Raw genomic sequence first — 21017 nt, 5'->3', positions numbered from 1 at the left:
AATTTTCACAACAGTTATATATAATATTCGTTTTTTAACTATTTTGCAATAGTTTTGCATAAAAACTTTAGAACAACTCATATTTTATGTCGTAAATTCGAATATTAATCGTAAAACTGTGTGTGAATTGCGGTTCTTTAATGTGTAAGTAGTTTTTTTTATTGTGCGCATTATAAGGGGAAAGGAGTTGAAGGAAGTTATGCCGCAGCAAAAAAACTTTTTAACAATGCCAGCACAACATCAAAATAAACAACCTGGTATTGAATCGTTAATGAATCCTCTTCCAAAGTTTGAAGATCCAAATTATAAAGGAAGTGAAAAGTTAAAAGGAAAGAATGTATTAATTACAGGAGGAGATAGCGGGATTGGAAGAGCTGTTTCTATCGCTTTTGCAAAAGAGGGAGCAAATATTGCGATTGCTTATTTAGATGAGGATGAAGATGCAACTGAGACGAAACAACTTGTGGAAAAAGAAGGCGTGAATTGTGTATTACTGCCGGGGGATTTAAGTAGTGAACAACATTGTAAGGAGATTGTGGAAGAGACCGCCCGGCAGCTAGGGGGGCTAAATGTTCTTGTGAATAACGTCGCACAGCAATATCCGCAGCAAGGACTAGAGTATATTACAGCGGAACAGCTAGAAAAAACGTTCCGTATTAATATTTTTTCTTATTTTCATGTTGCAAAAGCAGCGCTATCCCATTTAAAGCAAGGGGATGTAATTATAAACACAGCATCTATTGTTGCATATGAAGGAAATGAAACGTTGATTGATTATTCTGCAACGAAAGGAGCAATTGTCGCTTTTACAAGATCGTTATCTCAGTCGTTAGTACAAAAAGGAATTCGTGTAAATGGTGTTGCACCAGGACCAATTTGGACACCGCTTATTCCATCTAGTTTTGATGAGAAAAAAGTATCACAGTTTGGGAGCAATGTTCCTATGCAAAGACCTGGTCAGCCGTATGAATTAGCGCCTGCATATGTATATTTAGCGTCTAGTGATTCGGCATATGTGACAGGGCAGATGATACATGTAAATGGTGGAGTAATTGTGAATGGATAGTTTTCATTTATAAGAGCAAAGTAAAGCTAACTGCATTTATCCCGCTATTTGCGGGCAGTAAGACTCCTACCTCAAAATTCGGCGAATGCAAGGAAGTTAGGTGGGAGATAAATGCCCGTAAATGCCCGATTGGTGAAGGCTAATACTCAGTAGGGGATGGACAAAACCTCCCACCGAGTAAAGTTTCACTTTATTATGATGTTAGTGCTAGGAGGATTTAGATGAAGAAAGTATGGTTTATCGTAATCCTATTTTTCTGCCTGCCAGCTAGCGTTTTTGCTAATACAGATCATTTAATATTAGTTAACCTTACGACAAATCAGCTTTCTTTTTTTGAAGATGGAAACTATACTAGAACATTTCCGATAACGACAGGAAGAGACAGGACCCCGACGCCTGAAGGGAATTTTTGTATTATAACTAAATATAAAAATAAAGAATACCATCGTAAAAAAATACCTGGGGGTGCACCGAATAATCCTCTCGGTACGAGATGGCTAGGTCTGGATAAAAAGGAATATGCCATTCACGGGACAAATCGTGAAGGAACGATTGGAAGTCGGGAATCAAATGGTTGTATTCGCATGCACGATCGGGACATACAATGGTTATACGACCGGGTACAATTACAGACGAAAGTAATTATTTCTCGCTTTCATACGAGTCCCGAATATGAAGCATATAAGCTTGGTTATCGTGTTGTGAGCTGGAATGGTCGTAAAGTAGAAGAAGAACAAATTGGAATGCTTACGTTAGTAGATCGTGTAAATATATATTGGCAAGAACCAAATGGACAATTGACGAAAGTAAAAACGGTATTGCCAAATGAAAGATACACAGTGTATTCCAAACGAAAAGATGGAACCTATTATATAGGAAACAATTTGTATGTTGTAGATGAAACAGGAGAAAAAATTCATTATGAGCAATTACCTTATTCGATTTTAAGTAATCTATATAAAAGAAAATATAATGTCCCGTAATAGCTACCGTAAATAGACGGTAGCTTATTTGTGATGAATTTTAGTTGTTTTTATTGATTTCATACCAATCGTGTGCCTGCAAATAGTGAGATGAAAAAATTGAAACAGCAACTATTATGTTTTGCTGAATATAATACAGTACAGATTGGGAGGCGGTCACATTATGAAAAGTGAATTTGCATTTAAAATTTTCTTAATCACGACTTGTTTATTTATCGTGTATTTATATGCGTTACTCGTCTTCTCCTTTTATGTTCCATATATTGATTTAATATTGTTCGTCGGATTTATTTGGGCATTTGTTAAAGCGAGGGAAGGGGAGAAGAGTGTATATCGACGCATTACTTTATGCGGGACAGTCCTTCTCGTTATTTTGTACTTTTTTATGATGCATGATGTTTGGAGAGGAATGTAAAAAAGCATACGACTAATCGTATGCTTTTATGTTTAATATTTCGGTTTAAATGTATGACAACACGTTTCTACACTCGTTGTTACAGAACTTTCAAGCGTCTCGTTTGTTAAAGTAGCGCTTGTATACGAACTATTCTCAATTTGACCTGCTTCTTGTGCATCAGGTTGAACAACAATTGCACTTGCTTGACAAAAGTTACCTTGTCCCCAAAATGAGCAATTGGAAACCGAGCATTTCACTTCTGGCATAAAACCCCCTCCTCATACATTAGTGTGGGATTTTACGCCCATTTCATGTATAGAAGGAGTTTCCTTTTCTCGTTATTTCTTCGTTTGCTCAAGCCATTCTTTTAATTTGTCTTTCGATTGTTCGCCGCTAATACGGCTCACTTCTTTACCATCTTTAAAATGAATGATTGTTGGAGTGCCTTTAATTTTATATTCATCCCAAGGAGCATCTAATTTTTCAATATCCATAACTTTCATATCAACATTCAAGTCTTTAGCCATCGGTACTACGATAGGAGATAATTTTTGGCAATGAACGCAAGATGTTTGATAAAAGTATACTGTTTCTTCTTTTTTCTCTTTTAAATTCTTTTGGAGATCTGAAAGAGAGATTTTATTTGTGTAGTAGTCAGCACCATCTGTTTGACTACCAGTAGCATTATCAATTTTTTGGCTAGTTGAAGCGTTTTTTTCTTCCATTTGTGTTACAGCGAAAATTGCTGCAAACAAGGCGATAATAATACCGCCAAATATAAGCATTTTTTTCATTCTTTCATCTCCTTATTTGTTTTTGATTACGATAAAGCTACAAACAGCGATTGTAATAAAGCCGATAAGTGCTAAAAACGGGATTGTCACAAAGCCGAACCAGTTTATGTATTCTCCCGTACAAGGTACGCGGCCGCAAGCTGCCCCAGCAGCTGAAAATGCTGCGATTTTTTGAATTGCATAGTGATATAAAGAAATACAAGCACCAATACTTGCGATTGGTAAAGAATAACTTGCAATGCGATAGTCTTTCTTTACTACAGCGATACCAAGCCATAAAACGAATGGATACATAAAAATACGTTGATACCAACAAAGGACACAAGGCTCAAATTTCATGATTTCGGAAAAGTATAGACTTCCTAATGTAGCAATAAATGAAGCTCCCCATGCAGTAAGTAAAGCATATTCTTGCTTTTTTTCTCGTCCCATATTTTATACCTCACTTATAATAGTTACATACTAAATTATAGTATGAAGTAGTAGGGAAAAGAAAGAAAAAATATGTTTATCAATAAAAGTTTTATAAGGAGAAACATTTATTGATATCAACATTTTAAAAAGCGCCATTCTCATAAAGAGAATAGCGCTATATTTTACATTTGAATTTGCTCTACTTCTTCTACATGTGACTTTTGGGATGCGTGGTCAATATATTGAAATAGGAGCTGCAATTCTTTGTCAACTTCTGGTAATTCTTTACTGTATTGATAAGCGTGTAAAAAGTGTTCAATACGCTTAGAAAATAGTTGATCATTCGTTTGAACCATTAAAACGAGTAGTTTATCCCAATTACAGCAATACGTGTAATAGAGAGCTTTGTCATAGTCGTTATATGTTTGCACTGTATACCCTCCTTACTGAGGAGTTATATATAGTGTGTGACAAGCGAGGAGAAATACACTTGAAAGAATTTGTTAAGAAAAAAAGTGAATGAAAAGAAAAAAACGAGGATATTCCTCGTTTTTTAAGCTTTTGGCATTGGCGTAGGTGTTGGTTTCCCATATCCTTCTTTGTATTTATTATCAATATAATTACGAATTTCAAGCGTTGATTTTCCTTTTTGTTTCATCGAAGCAGATTCAACTGCGATTTCTAAGCAATTTACACAAGTTGTTGCATGGGAATCCCAAACAACTTCACCATTCTTTTTGATTTCACGAATAAAGCAATTTTTATTATTTTTATGTCCTACACTTTCACCACAACCGCAGTAACAAGGAATCCAATCCAATAGTTCAGCATTTTGTCCAGCGACAGTATAGATGTCTTTCATTTGTGGATCAAGCTTGTTTAGGAAGGTCGGAAGTGTGTCGACTCCTTTTGTCTTTTCTTGAATGTCAGCTTGCTGCGTGTGCGTGGCATGATCATGTTCTTCTTTTGATTCAGATGATTTTTTTTCATTTGTACCAGTGCTTCCGCATCCAGCAAGAATTAAACTCAGTACTGCAAGTAAAGAAAATACATATTTCTTCATACGCTTGTCCCCTTTACACATGTATTAATCAAATTGTATCAAATATCATGGTGCGTTGGGTGAAGATTCTTTCGACTTATTTTTGAAGCGCCATCGTAGTGAATGGAATAGAAATAAGATTGGGATATAAGCGTATACAATATATAATCCAACCTGAGAGAGTACTGTATTTAATGTATTGATGCTTTCACGGTTTGTGAAAAATAAGGATGAAATAAATATAGCTGCGATAAAAAGTGGCAATGTAATTTTAAACGGTATGTGAAAGGAAGTTTTACTAATGCGACAAGAAGACCAAATGGTTAAACAAAGATTAGGTAAAATAATAAGAAACCAGAGAAAAATAATAATGTACTCAAATCTTTGGATAAAAGGAACTTTAATGATTTTTAGCATCGTTAATGTTGGCCAAATTGTATGATGGAGTTGTCCTTGGCTATAGTACATAAGGGACACGATTGCTAGTACTACGTATAAAATAGTTGTAAAGGCAATACCACCGTGTGCCCATTTATGTAGTGACTTTCCTTTTTTAATGAGTGGATAAAAGATAAGAATTGCTTCAAATCCAAGAAATTCTAATGCAGATGATTTTGCTGAATATAGAATGTCTACAGGTGAATGGGTAAGAATCGGTAAAATGTTACGGACATGTGCATATTTCATAGGGAACACTAAGAAAAGTAGTACGAAAATCGGTATTACGACGCCCCAAAAACAAATTCCTGTTACAGAGCGGAATCCACCTTTTATTACGTAATACGTCACGAGTAAAAATAAGAACGTTAATTTCCATGGCTTAATTGTAGGAAAGACCCATACTTGAATGACTTCAATATATGTACGAAGCACAGTAAGGCAAAATAAGAGAAGATATGCAGCAAAGCACATAGACAAAAAAGTTCCAAGCCATTTTCCAAAACATGTCGTATGAATGGTCATTAAATCATTATCTTTATCTAACATTTTTAACATACAAAACAGTACGATATGAGTTATAATACCCGCAACAATAAGAGAAATCCAAGAATCATAACCAGCATATTGTGCAATAATGCGTTGATATCCTAATACACCTACTCCAATTTGAAGAGAGTGTAATAAAAGAAATGTGAAATAAGGGGAAACAGTCATTGTTTTATTTTGTTCAGCCATTGTAACACCTCACTATTCTCCGATACCAGATTGCACAACATTGATTTGTACGTGAACAGCAACATCTACATTAGGGTACATTTCTTGAATTTTTTTCATACTCCATTTTCTCGAGTGACTACGAATTTCTTCCCGTATCCCTATCGGATCGACCTCTTTTTCTTGGAATTGTTTTATTAATTCGTTTAGATGCTTTTCAATTGTTTTTTCTACATGTTTTTTTACATATTTTATATTCTCTTTCTTCGTCAAATCAAGCCAATCTGGAGTGTTTTTTATGAGTCCATTTAATTTGAGATGAATATGAATTTTCGGTATGTCACCTGTATCGGTCAGGTAACAAACGCTCTTTCCAGATAAGTTTTGAGTGGCAATTAACCCTTTATGGTTACCTTGACGTATCGGAACTTCGTAACGGCCATTTTTAGTTGGATTAATGAGTAATTTGAATAAAAAAGATCCTTTTTTATCTGTATACATAAGCACTTTATCCTTTTTTAAAAAAGCGAGTCCCTTAATGGAGGCAGACTTGTCTTCATCCACTTTAATATAAGGAAGAAATGGATCGCATCCTGATGAATAATAGTTATATAAAAAAATATTTAAAGCAGTCCGCGGAATTGTTTCGTTTTCTATATTTTGCTCCAGTAAATCAGATAAATATAGTGATCCATTCGATTTAATATGTTTGAGCAGATGTTCGGTTGAACCATCTACAAGTGCCAGTTGTACGTCTCGACCAATATTGGGATCACGTTGTAGGTTGCTGATAATGTCACCAATACCTTGTTCACCAAATGATTTTCCAAATAGGGCAACACGCATTTGTCCCACGGCGATAGTATGTGGTGATTTGGCATTTAGAAGTGAAGAAATTGTTTCAATGGTGCCGGCAGTAGTTGACTGTGTTTGAGGCTTTGACTGGACATCTCTTGTATAATCAGGATAGAGAATAGTCCCACGAAACTGTTTGTCTTTCGTTATATCAAAGCCGCCCACATGAATAATTCGTTGTGTGTCTACTATATTCGGTTGTGTACATCCGGATTGGAAAATTAAAACGATAATAGCAAAGCATAATAAAATATTTTTCATTTTTCCTCACCATCACGTTTTTCTTTCGCTTGGTTCGGATCATAGCGCCATTTCTTTTTTGGTCTTAGAAAAGAGGAACGTCCAGCAGTTTGACTAAATGGCAAGCGAAGGAGCCCCTCTGCTGTCCCTAAACCGCGAAATGGATATAAAGGTAATAAATAAGGTGATCCAAGTGATTTTAAGCGAATTAAATGAGCTAATATGAATACGAATCCTACAATGAGACCTAAGCCCCCAAATGCACCAGCTAAAAGAATAAGTGGAAATCGTAGTATCCGGATAGTAGAAGACATTTTTACAGTTGGTGTTGTAAAAGAAGCGAGTGCTGATAAAGCAACTGCAATTAATAAAATGGTACTCGTTAAAGCAGCCTGAACAGATGCTTGGCCAATTACAATCCCGCCAACGATGCCGATTGTTTGTCCAACTTTTGTAGGTAATCGTGCTCCAGCTTCACGGAGCAATTCGATTGTGATTTCTAAAAAAAGTGCTTCTAAAATGGGCGGAAAGGGTACATTAGCTCTTGAAAAAATAATCGGACCTAGTAAATCCGCAGGAATCATTTGATAGTGATACGTTAATACAGCTGTATAAATAGCTGATGAAAATAGCGAGAATGCTGCTCCGAAGAAGCGAACCATTCGAAGAAATGAGCCTGCTATCCATGGTAAATAATAATCTTCTGGAGAGACGAAGAAATCGAGTAATGTCGCTGGTCCAGCTAATGCATATGGTGAACCGTCTGTTAAAATGACAACTCCCCCATTCAATAATGCATAAACGGAGCGATCTAAACGCTCTGTAGGGAGTAAAACAGGGAAGGGAGAGTTGCTGTTATCACTAATAAACTGTTCAATCATAGTCGCATCGAAAGGAACATCAAAGTCAATGTCTTGTAGGCGCTGCATTGCAGTATTAACGTGCTGTTCATTCGTAATGCCTTCGATGTAAGCAACTACGACTTTTGTTTTTGATATAGAGCCAACTACAACTTGTTTGAAAACTAATTGCTCCGTTACAATATTCCGGCGAAGTAAGTGTATATTTGTATCAATATTTTCAACAAATCCAACTTTTGGACCGATGACACTATATTCATTTTCTGTATCGTTATATAACCGTGTACCTAAAACGGAACTTTCAGCACGAATAAGTGCATATTCTGCGATTTGAGAATCATTTTTTAGTTGTATAAGTACATACCCACTTAATAATTTTTCACGAATGTCATCAATAGTAGGGCCAGTGATAATCTCCTCAAGTGTGACGATATTTGCTATATCGCTTATATTTTCAATGTGATCTAATTCTCTTTTTATAGGTGTTAAAATGAATCGATTAATGAGGAGTGATTCAGCCGTAGATTTATAGTAAAACAAACATAATGTCCCATCTTCTACGATGTTATAAGAAACGAAATCACTCGATTCTTTCATAGTATGGATAAACTCCGGAATAGAACAGATTGTTTTTTTCTTCTTTTTAGACGATAAACGAAACATTTTCTCACCCCTTACTACATCATTTTCTTATGTTAGTTTTTGGGAAAGACGGGAATTTATACTTGAAAATTGAAAGTTCATAAAGAAAAGGAAGAGTATTGAATATCTCTTCCTTTTTGGCGTGTTAATTTGTTTTCTTTTCTTTAATGGACTTCACTAATTTAATCATCTCTGCTCGTATATCTTCTCTTTTAACATTTAATTTTTCCGCAATTTGTTTAATATCCATCCCATCTTTTTTCATTTTTAGTACATCGTCAAGAGGGGTATTACTTTTTTGAGAGATGATTGTTAACACGGTAAATTGGCGTAAGCCAATGTTATATTCTTTCATTTTTTGTTTCAGTCCATCTGGTGTGGACTTTTGCATATTTGCTAATTTTTGCAGTAGTGCTTTTTTCGTTTCTTTATTCATATGATGCTTTTTCAATTTACTTGGGTCTACACCGAAATGCTCGGCTGTTTTCTCCCAAGATTTATTTTGCTTATAGTAAGCTAAAACGTCCTTAATTTCTTTTTTACTTATTCTTGCAATGTGGGCAGCTTTCCAAATTTCATGTTTATTATAGCCGAGTTTTTCGAGCGACTGCATTTCTTCTTCTGAAATAGGCTTATGATGGTGCATTGTTACTTCTTTTGGCGTGGCAGCGGAAGCAGAAGCAGGAAAGACAGATATCCCGCACAATAATGCTGCCATAGTCATACTTACTGCGATTTTCTTGTACATATAAACTCCTCCTAGATGGATAATGTGGAAAACTTACACATATCATTTCCATAAAATGTGAAAAACTTGTGAACACACCAAGTTTTTTTATTCACAACGAGAAATTAATTTTTTAGCTGTTTTCCAACATAAAACATTGATTAATAGTGAAAAACTAGGTTATAATCGAAATTGAAAATCAATATCAATAACGGAATTATACATATAGATAAAAATAAGGGAGAGAAAAATATGACTACATATACTTCCATCGCAAATGTTATTAAAGAAAGACGCTCTGTTCGTACATTTACAAATAAAGCAGTAGAAAAAGAGCTATTAATTGAACTATTAAACGACGCAACATGGGCACCGAATCATAAACATCGTGAGCCATGGAATTGTAAATTATATATTGGAGAAGGCCGTCAGAAATTAGTAGACGCAGTATTAAACTCTTTCACAGAAGAAGAAAGAGCGAAACGCGGCAAGATTTTATCTGATCGTTTCTTAAGCACACCTGCACAAATCGTTGTTTACATTGATGAAGATCCGCGTCAAATTCCACGTGACGAAGATTACGCTGCAACATGTGCATTTATGCAAAACTTCCAATTACTTGCTTGGGAACGCGGCTTAGGGTGCGTTTGGAAATCAGGTGGATTAAACTACAATCCACTATTTATAGAAGGAATCGGTTTAACAAGAGGTCAACGCATCATTGGAATTCTTCATATCGGCTATTTCGATAAAGCACCAGAAGGAAAAGCTCGTACACCGATTACGGAGAAGATGGAGATTATTGAAGGTTAATTAGAAAGAGGCATTCTCGTTTTTTCGGGGGTGCCTTTTTATTATGCAATCAATCCTCATGAAAGCTTGTTCCTCATCATACACTTTCTTAAGGGAAAGTGTAAGGAGGGAAAATAATGAGAGCAAGTGATGATAAAGCACTACAATATGCGATTGCTGAAATTACGGAAATTGCGACTGGATTTGGTCTTGATTTTTATCCGATGCGCTATGAAGTATGCCCAGCGGAAATTATTTATACATTTGGTGCATATGGGATGCCGACGAGGTTTTCGCATTGGAGTTTTGGAAAGCAATTTTTCAGAATGAAATTACAATACGATTTAGGACTTAGTAAAATTTATGAACTCGTTATTAACTCTGATCCATGTTACGCCTTTTTATTAGATACGAATTCTTTAATTCAAAATAAATTAATCGTGGCGCACGTTTTAGCGCACTGTGATTTCTTCAAAAATAATATTCGTTTCTCTAATACGAAACGCGATATGGTGGAGAGTATGGCAGCGACAGCAGATCGTGTGAAGGCGTATGAACATAAGTATGGAAGAGAAGAGGTAGAAACATTTTTAGATGCCGTACTTGCCATTCAAGAACATATTGATCCATCGCTTATGCGTCCGAAACTTGCTTGGAGTATTGGAGATTTAGAAGAGGATGTAGAAAAGAAAAAGATATCACAGTACGATGATTTATGGAATTTAGATGATCGAAACAAAAAGAGGGAACGACCTAATATGAATAAAAAGAAGAAAATCCCACCGCAGCCAGAAAAAGATTTACTCCTCTTTATTGAAGAATATAGCCGTGAGCTAGAAGAGTGGCAGCGCGACATATTAACGATGATGCGCGAGGAAATGTTATATTTCTGGCCACAGCTTGAAACGAAGATTATGAATGAAGGCTGGGCTTCCTTCTGGCATCAACGCATACTTCGTGAAATGGACTTAACATCTTCTGAAGCAATCGAATTCGCGAAGCTTAACGCAGGTGTCGTACAGCCATCAAAAACAAGTATTAATCCATACTACCTCGGTATTAAAATGTTCGAAGATATTGAAGAGCGCTATAATAACCCGACAGAAGAAATGAAACGACGCGGTGTGAAACCTGGTTCTGGTCGTGACAAAATCTTTGAAGTACGGGAAATTGAATGGGATGTATCGTTCCTAAGAAACTATTTAAATAAAAAACTTGTAATGAGAGAAGATATGTACTTATTCCAGCGCCAAGGAAAAGAATATAAAGTAATTGATAAAGAATGGGAGCATGTGCGTGATCAACTTGTAAATATGCGTACTAATGGAGGTTTCCCGTACTTAGTAGTAGAAGATGGAGACTACTTAAAGAATGGGGAATTGTACATTAAACATAGCTATGAAGGAATTGAACTAGATTTGAAATACTTAGAAAAGGTATTACCGTATCTTCATCAGTTATGGGGAAGAACGGTGCATATGGAGTCGATTGTGGAAAGTAAGGGCGTTGTGTTTTCTTATGATGGGAAGATGGTGCATCGGAAGTATGTATAATAAAAAGAACGGACATAGAATTTCTTGTCCGTTCTTTTTATTATATGGAGTTTTTGTTTACCAAACAGGTCGTATGCTCGATGATAATTTTCCTGTATTTTCTTTAGTAACGAATGTTGTTAAATCCTCTTTAAGCATTTGCATTCGTTCTGCACCTATGTTTGCAATCCATCGTTGTTCTATTTCAGCTACTATTTCTTCTTTTGCTTTCATTACTGCTAAACCACGCTCGGTTAAAACAATAATTTTACCTCTTTTATCAGTAGGATGCGTTTGGCGCGTGACATAACCACTGTTCTCAAGAGAATCTACCATTTTACTTATGGCTTGTTTTGAAACCCCTAAATATTCAGCTAGTTCTATACCGGTTGCTCCATTAGGAAGGATGCGTTTGAACATAAAACCATGCGCTGGCCTAATATCTTCAAATCCTAACTCACTTAATTTGTCATGTAGTTCAGTAATTAATGTGCTGAAAGATAGTGATAAAAGTGATGTAAGATCTAGTTCGTTAAGTGTTTGATGAGTCATGTATATAACCTCCTTACTTATAGTCAATTAAATTGACTATAAGTAGAATCTATTGTACTATACAGCATATAGTCAATCAAATTGACTATATGATAGTGATAGAGCAAATAATGATTTATCTAAATAGAAGCAATGGAGGTTTCACATGGTTAATATCGTTAAAATTAGAGGGAGTGTATTTGCACCATATACATCGCTGAAACCTATTCAGGATCCTGCAACAGGAAGAGTGTTTGAATATGCCGGAGATGCACGTGAGTTTACACCATACGCTGTAAATACAAAGCGTTCAAGATTAGAACAAGAAGTGGTTGTTGATTTTTATAAAAGAGAAATTTTCACATATGCAGATGCTTGTATCGTTACTGTGAAAATTACAAATCCAGATGGTTCAATTGAGTATCAAAAAGGAGAAACAAGTACAGAAAACATTGCATGTACAAATATTGTATGGAGTGAAGATGAAGTTTCATTTGAAATGAGAGCAAGTGCAAGTAATCCGCTAAACGCGGCAGCACCTGCAGCTGATTATTTTTTGACTATACGAGTTAATGAAAGTGGTACTGTGCATGTTGAAGGTGCACATGATGGTTTCCCTTGTTATGAATTTTATAAACAAATAGACTTTGGTTTATTTGAATTAATATATACACATGATTTCAGGAAAACGGATGATACCCCAGCAGCACTAGCTGGAGAAATGGAATATAGCTTTAAAACGAAAATCTAGATATAAATATAGCGCTATTTTTTAGAAGGAAGTAGCAAACGTAAAAGAGAAAGGTATTGGTTCTAGGATTGAAATTGTGGTCTATTTTATTCAATAGTATGCAGTATATAAAATTAGAATTACAGGGGTGTTTCTTATGACGAATATCGTTAAAATTAGAGCCAGTGTATTTATTCCAATGTCTTGGACAGAACCGAGGGAGGATGTACAAACAGGGAACGTAATCCAATTCGAAGGTGATTCACGTGAATTTACACCACATGCGGTAAATACTATGCGCTCTAGAGTTGAGCAAGAGGTAGTAGTAGATTTTTATAAAGAAGAAGTGTTTTCATATGCGAACACGGGTATTACGACAGAGAAGATTACAAATCCAGATGGTTCTGTGAATAAAAGAACAGGAAAAGCGAGTACTGAAAATATTGTGTGTACTGATATTGTATGGAACTCTGAGGGTGTGCAATTCAAAATGAGTGCAAGTGCTAGTAATCCGTTAAATGTGTATGCCCCTCCTGTGGACTATTTATTAACTGTATGTGTGAAAAAGAATGGCAGTATCGATATTCAAGGAGAACATGATGGATTCCCTTGTTTCGAATTTTATAAGCAAGTAGATTTCGGTTTATTTGAACAAATTTATACACATGATTTTAGAGAAACTGGTGATACAGCTGAAGCATTAGGCGGAGAAATGGATTATAGTTTTACAAAGAGATTATAGGAAGTATGATAATAAAACGGTTGATTCTTTCGTTCGTAAATGAAATGAATTAGTTGGACTATCCAGCAGTGTAGTTGAGCAATGCAAAAGCCAATAAAGTTAGTGGCTTTTGCATTTTTACTATACTCTAAGAGGTTTCAAAAAAATAAACAACTTTACAATATACCCTTAAGGGTATATGATGTTATACAAAGTTACAAAGTAATGTATAATATAGTTATAATTACGGAGGTGATCTACAGTGGAATATAATCAAGATATGAAAAATAGATTGAAACGTATTGAAGGTCAAGTTCGTGGTGTGCTTCGCATGATGGAAGAGGGAAAAGATTGCCGAGATGTTATTACACAGTTAACTGCATCCCGTTCTGCGCTAGATCGTACAATTGGACTCGTTGTGGGAACAAATTTAGAGCAATGTTTGCGCGAGCAGTTTGAAAAAGGTAATGGTTCAAATGAAGAATTAATTAAAGAAGCTGTTCAATTACTTGTAAAAAGCCGATAATCTGTCAAACATATGTGTTGACAGATTTTCAAAAACATTTTAACATACCCCTACAGGTATATGTATATGAGCTATGGAGGAATTGATTATGAGTATAAAAGTGGATATGAATTTAGATTGTAAAGGTTTGGCTTGTCCAATGCCGATTGTGAAGACGAAAAAGGCGATGGAGGGGTTGGCATCAGGGCAAGTTATTGAAATAGAGGCGACAGATAAAGGTTCTACGCTAGATATTCAAAGTTGGTCAAGTAAAGTAGGGCATCAATATATCGGAACGAAACAAGAGGGAAATATATTGATGCATTATGTAAGAAAAGCTCACGAACATGAAGTAAATGAAGTTGTAAAGTATCTTCATACAATTACGAATGGGGAATTGCAAAATATATTATTAAGTGGTGAAGAGTGCACTGTATTAGATGTTCGCGAAGCAGCGGAGTTTGCTTTTGGTCATATTTCATCCGCAATTTCGGTGCCGTTAGGTGAATTAGATAGTGCTATGTTTGACGGTGCGAAACCAATTTATGTTGTTTGCCGAACTGGTAATCGTAGTGATATAGCTTGCCAAGTGTTGAAAGAGAGAGGTTTTTTAAACGTGAAAAATGTCATTCCAGGTATGCTAGAGTGGCAAGGGAGTATGGAAAAATAAAATTTTTTTAATTTAAATATACCACTGGGGGTAATAGGGTGAGTGTTAAACCGTTGCAAGCAAAAGATATAGCAGAGAGAGTTTTATTTGGAGAGTTGTTTATTTTAGATGTTCGTAATGAAGCGGATTATGAAGAGTGGAAAATTGAAGGGAAACAAATCTCTTCTATAAATAAACCGTATTTTGATTTATTAGATGGTGTAGAACATATTGTAGATGAATTACCGAGGGAGAAAGAGATTTTAGTTGTATGTGCGAAAGAGGGTTCTTCTCAGTTTGTCGCAGAGCAATTGTTAGATGCTGGCTTCAATAATGTTCTTTATTTAGCTGGCGGTATGAAAGCTTGGAGTGAATATGTGAAGCCAGTAAAGGTAGGGGATGTACAGGGCGGGGGAAGTATATATCAATTTAATCGTCTTGGAAAAGGATGCTTATCTTATATGGTAGTTTCAAAGGGTGAAGCAGCAGTCATTGATGCGGTGAGAACGATTGAAGTATACGAAGATTTTGCAAAAGAACACGGAGTTACTATTACTAACGTAATGGATACACATTTACATGCAGATCATATTTCTGGAGGGCGTAAGTTAGCTGAAAAGGTTGGCGGTACGTATTGGTTACCTCCAAAAGATGCAGAGGAAGTTGTTTTCTCTTACGAACCACTTGTGGAAGCAACTGTTATTACGGCGGGGGGTACTCTAATTAATATTGATGCACTATACTCACCAGGGCATACGATTGGAAGTACATCATTTATTGTAGATAATACGTATTTATTATCAGGGGACATTTTATTTGTAGATTCAATTGGTCGTCCCGATCTTGCCGGGAAGGCGGAAGACTGGGTAGGGGATTTACGAAATACTTTATATACACGTTATAAGGAATTATATCAAGATTTAATTGTTTTACCGGCTCATTATTCAAAAGTAAGTGAAATAGATGACAGAGGCATTGTGAGTGCGAATTTACAAGATCTATTTAAGGAGAATGTAGGATTAAATATTGTCGATGAGGTAGAGTTTCGTAAAACTGTGACAGAGAATTTACCACCTCAGCCGAATGCTTATGAAGAAATTCGTCAAACGAATATGGGGAAAATCCATCCGAGTGTGGAAGAAGAGCAGGAAATGGAGATTGGTCCAAATCGTTGTGCAGTTCATGAATAAGGATATAAAAAAATGGAGGTATAGATGATGAATATAAAACAAGTGTTAGATGCGAAAGGTTTAGCATGTCCGATGCCGATTGTAAGAACGAAGAAAGCGATGGATATGTTACAGTCTGGAGAAGTGTTAGAAGTACATGTAACAGATAAAGGATCAGTAAAAGATATTCCAGCATGGTCAAAAACAGGCGGTCATGAAATAGTAAAGCATAATATAGAGGACGATGTACTGAAGTTTTGGATTAAGAAGGCGTAGTGAAGAACTAGTTTTGTAAAGGCGGAGAGGTTGGTTATATGAATACAATATTAAGTACGCTTTTCATTGTACTTGCTGCATGGTTTGTTATTTCACGTTTTTTACCGGTGAAAGGTGTTCAAAATATAAATGGAAAAGAATTAAAGAGTATAGTGGGGAAAAAGGGAAAACAATTTATCGATGTTCGTACAGTAGGTGAATATAGAGGAAATCATATGAAAGGATTTCAGAATATCCCGCTAAATGAGTTAGCTAGTGAAGCAAATCAGTTAGATAAAAATAAGGAAGTAATTGTTATTTGTCAGAGCGGGATGAGAAGTAAGCAAGCGGCAAAAGTATTAAAGAAATTAGGATTTCAGCGCATTATAAATGTTTCAGGCGGTATGAACGCTTTGTAAGGGAAAGTAGTATCGGGTGTAGCTAGATAATTTGAGCCTTTTTACAATTTTTCAAATACCCCTACAGGTAATTAGGAGGAGAACAACATGGAAGAACAGAAGAAAACGACGATTGTTTTATTTAGTGGAGATTATGATAAAGCGATGGCAGCTTATATTATTGCAAATGGGGCAGCCGCGTACGATCAAGAGGTGACTATTTTTCATACTTTCTGGGGCTTAAATGCCCTTAGGAAAGATGAGCATGTGAAAGTAAAGAAAACGTTTATAGAGAAAGTATTTGGAAAAATGATGCCGCGCGGCGCTGATAAGATGGGATTATCAAAAATGAATTTTAATGGTATAGGGCCAAAAATGATTAAAGGTATTATGAAAAAACATAACGCAATGCCTTTGCCAGATTTAATTGATTTGGCAAAAGAACAGGGAGTTAAACTTGTAGCTTGTCAAATGACAGTAGATTTATTAGGGTTAAAAGAGGAAGAAATTATGGAAGGGGTAGAGTTTGCAGGAGTAGGTGCATATTTAGCAGATGCTTCGGATGGGAATGTGAATTTATTTATTTAAATCACCTTCTTTTTAGAAGGCAGGGGATACAATATGAGTTTAACAGTACTACTTTTTATTATTGGGTTTATAGGGTCATTTATTTCAGGAATGGTTGGGATTGGCGGTGCAATTATTAATTATCCGATGATCTTATACATTCCAGTATTGCTAGGATTTGCTGGATATACATCACATGAAGTGAGTGGTATTACAGCGATTCAAGTATTCTTTGCAACTTTTGCAGGCGCGTGGGCGTATAGGAAAAGTAACGATATGGATAAAACTTTAGTTGTGTATATGGGAACTAGTATATTATTAGGAAGCTTTGTAGGTAGCTTTAGTGCGAATCTATTAAATGAGCATGCTGTAAACGTTGTTTACACATTACTAGCTACTATTGCGGCTATTATGATGTTTATACCAAAGCGAAGCAATTGTAAGGGGACAGAAGGAATTACGTACAATAAGTGGCTCGCTAGTTTGCTAGCGTTTAGTGTAGGAAGTGTTTCCGGCATTATTGGGGCTGGTGGTGCATTTCTTTTAGTACCGATTATGCTAGTAGTTTTAAAACTACCGATACGTACAACAATAGCAACATCTATCGCTATTACTTTTATTTCCTCGATAGGAATTACTACTGGGAAAGTGATTACTGGACAAATAGTTGTTATTCCGGCTCTTATAGTTGCGATAGCAAGTTTATTTGCCGCTCCTCTTGGAGTGAGAGTAGGGAAGAGAGTGAATCAAAAAGTTTTGCAGTATGTATTATCTATTTTAATTGTAGGAACTGCGATAAAGATGTGGATCGATATGATATTGAAGTAAAAGGATGGTGCTGCTTGCAGCCCATCCTTTTATTTTATGCCCAAATAACTTTCATTAAGTTTTTATATTCATCGTTTGCCAATTTATATAGCATTCTCGTATGTTCAAAGACAAGTGCGGGATTAAAGTTTGGTTCTGAGAATGCAAGAGATGTTGAAATATCAATTGCATTTTGTTTGTTTAACGTGAATTTTGCAAATCGATAAGATGTGTTTAATTCATTGATGACATGTAAAATGTCATTTTTTGATGTTGAATCAGGTACAAGAGCAACATTGAAGCAGTATATATCCACAGCAGGATGTTCGCTTTGGAAAGCAGCGATAAGTTGAATCTTTGCGCCAGCTTCTGTTTCTAACCCTACTGAAAAATGTACCGAACCATCATTTTCATCTATATTTTCTTCCATGTATATATCGTTTGATTTTAAGTACTCTTTAAAATCTGAAATGTTATGTTTTACTGCAGCTTTCATATGTATGAGCCCCCTGGTAATTGGAATAGATTACTATTATTTATTATAATTTAAAAATATTAAAAAAGATAGTTGGAAAGTTCTGATTTTTTTGTTTTGAAAGCATTAAAAAGAAGCAGTGCTCTACCTTCATAGAGCACTGCTTCACTTTATTCATTGTCATTAGACGATGTTTCTGTATCTTCACTGTTATTTTTATTCTTATTTTGAGTTTCATTGTTACTTGATTCGCGTTCACTCGTATTTTCAGACTTAGATTCTTTTGTTTTCTCTGAGCTTGTTTTTTTCGAATCAGAATCAGAATCAGATTTTGTATATGCAGGTAATCCAAGGTGAGTACGAAGTTCGTTTGTAACATTAGCTAATTCTTTTTTATCTGGATTGTAGTAGTAAGTTCGGCCACCACCAGCTGACTTACTACATGTATCATCACCTTTTGCCATGTAACAGTCTTCACCTTCAATTTGTAATTTCTCAATTGAAGAATCTGCTCCATATTTATAGAATGAAAGCATATCGTCGAATGTTAAGTTTGTAACGAATTGTCCGTTAATATCATCAATGATGTCACCAACTTTTGTTACGGATCCAACGCTTGTTAGTTTCTTTAAAATGGCTTCGATAACGAGTTGCTGACGTTGACCACGCATCGCATCACTATCAACGTGTCGTGTTCTAGCAAGAGCAAGAGCTTCTTCACTATTTAACTTTTGAACACCTTTTTTCAGGTGAATCGCATCAGCATTATCGTTGCTATCTTGTTCAGTAAATTCAACTGGAACATCGACTTCAATGCCACCTAAATCATCAACGATTTTCATAAATGATTTAAAGTTAAACTTTACGAAGTAATCGACAGGAACATTCGTTAATTTTTCAACTGCATCAATGCTTGCTTGTGGTCCACCATCTTTTCCGTTTTTAGTAGAACCGTATGCATGAGCGTGTGTAATTTTATCTTTTTTCTTTTCCACTGGAATATAAGTATATGTGTCTCGTGGAATACTTAATAGCTTTACAGTTTTGCTATCTTTATTAAAAGTTGCAAGTAATAGTGCATCCGTTCTTATAGCTTCACCATATTCTTTCCCGCGGACATCACTTTCATCAACACCCATAATTAAGACAGATACATTATTCGTAATAGGTTTTACAGCTTTATCACGTAAATCAGATTTATCACCGCGCGCTAAATCGTGAGCGGCATTTCGAACAGCAGAAGATGCTTTATTTACTAAAAACCAAGTATAACCGCCACCTACTATTAAAAAGAATAAAATAGCGCTTATAATAATTTTTGTTTTTTTCTTACCTTTTTTCGGTTTAGTTCGTGTATTTTCTTGCAAAGATGGGTTTTGCTCCATTTCTTGTACTCCTTCATTTGGATTGAAATACGACACTCATATCCACTTATTATAATGAAATTTAGCGAAAAAAAACATTACAAATCATTTACATTTCGTAAAAATTCAATTTATTTATAAAAAGTCAGATTTTCTATATTTTATTTTTAAGATGTAGAACAAGTATAATGTGTTTTAGTAGAAATGAAAATATGTATTGTGAGAAAGTAATAGAGAAGTAAGATTTGTTGAAATATAGCCAAGAAAATGTGATTAGCTGTATATGTACTTCTTATATAATAAAGAAAGATTTTACGGATGGAGGAGAGAGCATAATGAATCATACATCATTCCGAGCAATGGTCGTGAACGAAAAAGAAAATAATCAATTTGAAAGAAAGCTTGTTGAGAGAGAAGTCAATAGTTTACCTGAAGGAGACGTATTAATACGTGTTTATTATTCTTCATTAAATTATAAAGATGCCCTTTCAGCCACTGGTAATAAAGGTGTTACGAGAACATATCCTCATACGCCAGGAATCGATGCCGCAGGAGAAGTTGTGAGTAGTGAAGGTGACTCCTTTAAGGTAGGAGATCAAGTTATTGTAACGGGGTATGATTTAGGTATGAATACTTCTGGTGGTTTCGGAGAATATATTCGCGTGCCATCATCTTGGGTGGCGCCTTTACCAAAAGAAATGTCTTTGAAGGAAAGTATGATGTACGGGACAGCAGGTTTTACAGCTGCCTTATCGGTATATAAGCTCATTAGAGCAGGAATTACGCCTAGTACGGGAGATGTTTTAGTAACGGGTGCTACGGGCGGAGTAGGCAGTGTAGCAGTTAGTATTTTAGGAAAGCTAGGATATAGCGTAGTAGGGGCAACAGGGAAAATGGAAGAGAAAGAGATGCTACTACGTTTAGGTGCAAAAAAGATGATTCACCGCGCGGAGTTGAGTGATGAATCAGGAAGACCGATACTTAAAGGAATATACGCTGGGGTTGTCGATACTGTAGGCGGAAACGTGTTAGAAAGTTCTTTAAAGGTAGTTAAGTATGGAGGTTGTGTAACAACGTGTGGTAACGTAGCAGGGCATGAATTGAATACAACTGTATACCCATTCATATTACGAGGGATTAGCCTTTTAGGAATAGATTCAGTTCAATGTCCAGTAGATGTGAGAAGAGAGGTGTGGGCATTGCTAGCCGGTGAGTGGAAAAATTCAGAGCTATTATCTTATACAGAAGAATGTACATTAAAAGAATTAGATGAGAAGTTTACACTTATACTGCAAGGAAAGTTAAAAGGAAGAACGGTTGTAAAGGTGAAATGAAAAAAGAGACGCT

At 35.7% G+C, this 21017-nt stretch carries 27 protein-coding genes; 15 read left to right on the top strand and 12 right to left on the bottom strand.

Translation table 11 applies throughout. The features are described from left to right. Positions 1-199: 199 nt before the first annotated feature. The 3 genes from QCI75_RS22955 to QCI75_RS22945 all read left to right on the top strand — a co-directional run bounded on the left by QCI75_RS22955 (position 200) and on the right by QCI75_RS22945 (position 2464). Entirely contained in the window at positions 200-1066 is an 867-nt protein-coding gene (locus QCI75_RS22955; RefSeq protein WP_144505424.1) for an SDR family oxidoreductase, read from the top strand. Between the two features lie 221 nt (positions 1067-1287). Further along, on the top strand, positions 1288-2049 hold the full coding sequence (locus QCI75_RS22950; protein WP_144505404.1) for a L,D-transpeptidase: 762 nt from the start codon (positions 1288-1290) through the stop codon (positions 2047-2049). A gap of 163 nt (positions 2050-2212) precedes the next feature. Beyond that, entirely contained in the window at positions 2213-2464 is a 252-nt protein-coding gene (locus tag QCI75_RS22945; RefSeq protein WP_002029881.1) for a hypothetical protein, read from the top strand. Positions 2465-2496: 32 nt separating this feature from the next. Here the strand turns inward: QCI75_RS22945 and QCI75_RS22940 are convergent, their stop codons facing one another. The 9 genes from QCI75_RS22940 to QCI75_RS22900 form a co-directional block, all read right to left on the bottom strand. Continuing rightward, positions 2497-2712, bottom strand: a complete 216-nt coding sequence (locus QCI75_RS22940; protein ID WP_002010693.1) for a DUF1540 domain-containing protein — start codon at positions 2710-2712, stop codon at positions 2497-2499. 72 nt (positions 2713-2784) lie between these two features. Next, on the bottom strand, positions 2785-3240 hold the full coding sequence (locus tag QCI75_RS22935; RefSeq protein WP_144505403.1) for a thioredoxin family protein: 456 nt from the start codon (positions 3238-3240) through the stop codon (positions 2785-2787). A gap of 12 nt (positions 3241-3252) precedes the next feature. Beyond that, positions 3253-3672 (bottom strand): disulfide formation protein C, encoded by a 420-nt coding sequence (locus tag QCI75_RS22930; protein WP_000532269.1) that lies wholly within the window; start codon positions 3670-3672, stop codon positions 3253-3255. Positions 3673-3836: 164 nt separating this feature from the next. Next, on the bottom strand, positions 3837-4085 hold the full coding sequence (locus QCI75_RS22925) for a YhdB family protein (protein WP_353761250.1): 249 nt from the start codon (positions 4083-4085) through the stop codon (positions 3837-3839). 122 nt (positions 4086-4207) lie between these two features. Next, positions 4208-4717 (bottom strand): PCYCGC domain-containing protein, encoded by a 510-nt coding sequence (locus QCI75_RS22920; protein ID WP_144505402.1) that lies wholly within the window; start codon positions 4715-4717, stop codon positions 4208-4210. 45 nt (positions 4718-4762) lie between these two features. Next, positions 4763-5872: a GerAB/ArcD/ProY family transporter gene (locus tag QCI75_RS22915; RefSeq protein WP_144505401.1), complete on the bottom strand. Its 1110-nt coding sequence runs from the start codon at positions 5870-5872 to the stop codon at positions 4763-4765. Positions 5873-5884: 12 nt separating this feature from the next. Continuing rightward, positions 5885-6967, bottom strand: a complete 1083-nt coding sequence (gerYC, locus tag QCI75_RS22910) for a spore germination protein GerYC (protein ID WP_353761249.1) — start codon at positions 6965-6967, stop codon at positions 5885-5887. Further along, entirely contained in the window at positions 6964-8469 is a 1506-nt protein-coding gene (locus QCI75_RS22905) for a spore germination protein (protein WP_353761248.1), read from the bottom strand. Before QCI75_RS22905 ends, gerYC begins: the two co-directional genes overlap by 4 nt. 124 nt (positions 8470-8593) lie before the next feature. Further along, on the bottom strand, positions 8594-9196 hold the full coding sequence (locus QCI75_RS22900; protein ID WP_262449466.1) for a hypothetical protein: 603 nt from the start codon (positions 9194-9196) through the stop codon (positions 8594-8596). Between the two features lie 231 nt (positions 9197-9427). On the opposite strand from QCI75_RS22900, the gene QCI75_RS22895 reads away from it, so the two are divergent. Both QCI75_RS22895 and spoVR read left to right on the top strand, forming a co-directional pair. Next, on the top strand, positions 9428-9988 hold the full coding sequence (locus QCI75_RS22895; RefSeq protein ID WP_353761247.1) for a nitroreductase family protein: 561 nt from the start codon (positions 9428-9430) through the stop codon (positions 9986-9988). Positions 9989-10104: 116 nt separating this feature from the next. Continuing rightward, on the top strand, positions 10105-11520 hold the full coding sequence (gene spoVR, locus QCI75_RS22890; protein WP_353761246.1) for a stage V sporulation protein SpoVR: 1416 nt from the start codon (positions 10105-10107) through the stop codon (positions 11518-11520). A 57-nt stretch (positions 11521-11577) separates the two neighbouring features. Here the strand turns inward: spoVR and QCI75_RS22885 are convergent, their stop codons facing one another. Next, positions 11578-12051: a MarR family winged helix-turn-helix transcriptional regulator gene (locus QCI75_RS22885; protein WP_002087475.1), complete on the bottom strand. Its 474-nt coding sequence runs from the start codon at positions 12049-12051 to the stop codon at positions 11578-11580. A 145-nt stretch (positions 12052-12196) separates the two neighbouring features. On the opposite strand from QCI75_RS22885, the gene QCI75_RS22880 reads away from it, so the two are divergent. The 9 genes from QCI75_RS22880 (at position 12197) to QCI75_RS22840 (ending at position 17852) form a co-directional block, all read left to right on the top strand. Further along, entirely contained in the window at positions 12197-12781 is a 585-nt protein-coding gene (locus QCI75_RS22880) for a DUF3238 domain-containing protein (RefSeq protein WP_144505397.1), read from the top strand. A gap of 136 nt (positions 12782-12917) precedes the next feature. Next, positions 12918-13502, top strand: coding sequence for a DUF3238 domain-containing protein (locus QCI75_RS22875; RefSeq protein WP_144505396.1), 585 nt, complete (start codon positions 12918-12920; stop codon positions 13500-13502). 241 nt (positions 13503-13743) lie between these two features. Beyond that, positions 13744-14007, top strand: coding sequence for a metal-sensitive transcriptional regulator (locus QCI75_RS22870; RefSeq protein WP_002159198.1), 264 nt, complete (start codon positions 13744-13746; stop codon positions 14005-14007). An 88-nt stretch (positions 14008-14095) separates the two neighbouring features. Continuing rightward, positions 14096-14656, top strand: coding sequence for a sulfurtransferase TusA family protein (locus tag QCI75_RS22865; protein WP_353761245.1), 561 nt, complete (start codon positions 14096-14098; stop codon positions 14654-14656). A gap of 38 nt (positions 14657-14694) precedes the next feature. Further along, positions 14695-15825 carry an MBL fold metallo-hydrolase gene (locus QCI75_RS22860; RefSeq protein WP_144505394.1) on the top strand — a complete coding sequence of 377 codons (1131 nt, stop codon included), beginning with the start codon at positions 14695-14697 and terminating at the stop codon, positions 15823-15825. Between the two features lie 24 nt (positions 15826-15849). Further along, on the top strand, positions 15850-16080 hold the full coding sequence (locus QCI75_RS22855; RefSeq protein ID WP_144505393.1) for a sulfurtransferase TusA family protein: 231 nt from the start codon (positions 15850-15852) through the stop codon (positions 16078-16080). A 38-nt stretch (positions 16081-16118) separates the two neighbouring features. Next, the gene (locus tag QCI75_RS22850; RefSeq protein WP_144505392.1) at positions 16119-16478 is read left to right on the top strand and encodes a rhodanese-like domain-containing protein; all 360 of its coding nucleotides are present in this window, start codon (positions 16119-16121) and stop codon (positions 16476-16478) included. An 87-nt stretch (positions 16479-16565) separates the two neighbouring features. Beyond that, the gene (locus tag QCI75_RS22845) at positions 16566-17045 is read left to right on the top strand and encodes a DsrE/DsrF/DrsH-like family protein (protein WP_144505391.1); all 480 of its coding nucleotides are present in this window, start codon (positions 16566-16568) and stop codon (positions 17043-17045) included. Between the two features lie 33 nt (positions 17046-17078). Further along, positions 17079-17852: a sulfite exporter TauE/SafE family protein gene (locus QCI75_RS22840; RefSeq protein ID WP_144505390.1), complete on the top strand. Its 774-nt coding sequence runs from the start codon at positions 17079-17081 to the stop codon at positions 17850-17852. A 34-nt stretch (positions 17853-17886) separates the two neighbouring features. Here QCI75_RS22840 and QCI75_RS22835 read toward each other — a convergent pair whose 3' ends face one another. Together QCI75_RS22835 and QCI75_RS22830 are read right to left on the bottom strand one after the other, a co-directional pair. Further along, positions 17887-18327 (bottom strand): hypothetical protein, encoded by a 441-nt coding sequence (locus QCI75_RS22835; RefSeq protein ID WP_002010734.1) that lies wholly within the window; start codon positions 18325-18327, stop codon positions 17887-17889. Between the two features lie 149 nt (positions 18328-18476). Then, a complete protein-coding gene (locus tag QCI75_RS22830; protein ID WP_144505389.1) occupies positions 18477-19691 on the bottom strand; it encodes an LCP family protein in 1215 nt (404 codons plus the stop codon). Positions 19692-20005: 314 nt separating this feature from the next. Here QCI75_RS22830 and QCI75_RS22825 point away from each other — a divergent pair, with 314 nt between their 5' ends. After that, entirely contained in the window at positions 20006-21004 is a 999-nt protein-coding gene (locus QCI75_RS22825; protein ID WP_144505388.1) for a YhdH/YhfP family quinone oxidoreductase, read from the top strand. Positions 21005-21017: the final 13 nt, after the last annotated feature.

Origin of the sequence: Bacillus cereus group sp. RP43 (genome assembly GCF_040459645.1) — a bacterium.
Taxonomy (GTDB): Bacteria; Bacillota; Bacilli; order Bacillales; family Bacillaceae_G; genus Bacillus_A; species Bacillus_A mycoides_C.
The sequence above is the reverse complement of the archived record's forward strand: the minus strand, read 5'-3'. Positions and strand labels throughout refer to the sequence as shown.

Bases quoted from the DNA above. Each gene is read 5' to 3' on its own strand.
- QCI75_RS22955 (WP_144505424.1), top strand. From the start codon at position 200: ATGCCGCAGCAAAAAAACTTTTTAACAATGCCAGCACAACATCAAAAT.
- QCI75_RS22950 (WP_144505404.1), top strand. From the start codon at position 1,288: ATGAAGAAAGTATGGTTTATCGTAATCCTATTTTTCTGCCTGCCAGCT.
- QCI75_RS22945 (WP_002029881.1), top strand. From the start codon at position 2,213: ATGAAAAGTGAATTTGCATTTAAAATTTTCTTAATCACGACTTGTTTA.
- QCI75_RS22940 (WP_002010693.1), bottom strand. From the start codon at position 2,712: ATGCCAGAAGTGAAATGCTCGGTTTCCAATTGCTCATTTTGGGGACAA.
- QCI75_RS22935 (WP_144505403.1), bottom strand. From the start codon at position 3,240: ATGAAAAAAATGCTTATATTTGGCGGTATTATTATCGCCTTGTTTGCA.
- QCI75_RS22930 (WP_000532269.1), bottom strand. From the start codon at position 3,672: ATGGGACGAGAAAAAAAGCAAGAATATGCTTTACTTACTGCATGGGGA.
- QCI75_RS22920 (WP_144505402.1), bottom strand. From the start codon at position 4,717: ATGAAGAAATATGTATTTTCTTTACTTGCAGTACTGAGTTTAATTCTT.
- QCI75_RS22915 (WP_144505401.1), bottom strand. From the start codon at position 5,872: ATGGCTGAACAAAATAAAACAATGACTGTTTCCCCTTATTTCACATTT.
- gerYC (WP_353761249.1), bottom strand. From the start codon at position 6,967: ATGAAAAATATTTTATTATGCTTTGCTATTATCGTTTTAATTTTCCAA.
- QCI75_RS22905 (WP_353761248.1), bottom strand. From the start codon at position 8,469: ATGTTTCGTTTATCGTCTAAAAAGAAGAAAAAAACAATCTGTTCTATT.
- QCI75_RS22900 (WP_262449466.1), bottom strand. From the start codon at position 9,196: ATGTACAAGAAAATCGCAGTAAGTATGACTATGGCAGCATTATTGTGC.
- QCI75_RS22895 (WP_353761247.1), top strand. From the start codon at position 9,428: ATGACTACATATACTTCCATCGCAAATGTTATTAAAGAAAGACGCTCT.
- spoVR (WP_353761246.1), top strand. From the start codon at position 10,105: ATGAGAGCAAGTGATGATAAAGCACTACAATATGCGATTGCTGAAATT.
- QCI75_RS22885 (WP_002087475.1), bottom strand. From the start codon at position 12,051: ATGACTCATCAAACACTTAACGAACTAGATCTTACATCACTTTTATCA.
- QCI75_RS22880 (WP_144505397.1), top strand. From the start codon at position 12,197: ATGGTTAATATCGTTAAAATTAGAGGGAGTGTATTTGCACCATATACA.
- QCI75_RS22875 (WP_144505396.1), top strand. From the start codon at position 12,918: ATGACGAATATCGTTAAAATTAGAGCCAGTGTATTTATTCCAATGTCT.
- QCI75_RS22865 (WP_353761245.1), top strand. From the start codon at position 14,096: ATGAGTATAAAAGTGGATATGAATTTAGATTGTAAAGGTTTGGCTTGT.
- QCI75_RS22855 (WP_144505393.1), top strand. From the start codon at position 15,850: ATGATGAATATAAAACAAGTGTTAGATGCGAAAGGTTTAGCATGTCCG.
- QCI75_RS22850 (WP_144505392.1), top strand. From the start codon at position 16,119: ATGAATACAATATTAAGTACGCTTTTCATTGTACTTGCTGCATGGTTT.
- QCI75_RS22845 (WP_144505391.1), top strand. From the start codon at position 16,566: ATGGAAGAACAGAAGAAAACGACGATTGTTTTATTTAGTGGAGATTAT.
- QCI75_RS22840 (WP_144505390.1), top strand. From the start codon at position 17,079: ATGAGTTTAACAGTACTACTTTTTATTATTGGGTTTATAGGGTCATTT.
- QCI75_RS22835 (WP_002010734.1), bottom strand. From the start codon at position 18,327: ATGAAAGCTGCAGTAAAACATAACATTTCAGATTTTAAAGAGTACTTA.
- QCI75_RS22830 (WP_144505389.1), bottom strand. From the start codon at position 19,691: ATGGAGCAAAACCCATCTTTGCAAGAAAATACACGAACTAAACCGAAA.
- QCI75_RS22825 (WP_144505388.1), top strand. From the start codon at position 20,006: ATGAATCATACATCATTCCGAGCAATGGTCGTGAACGAAAAAGAAAAT.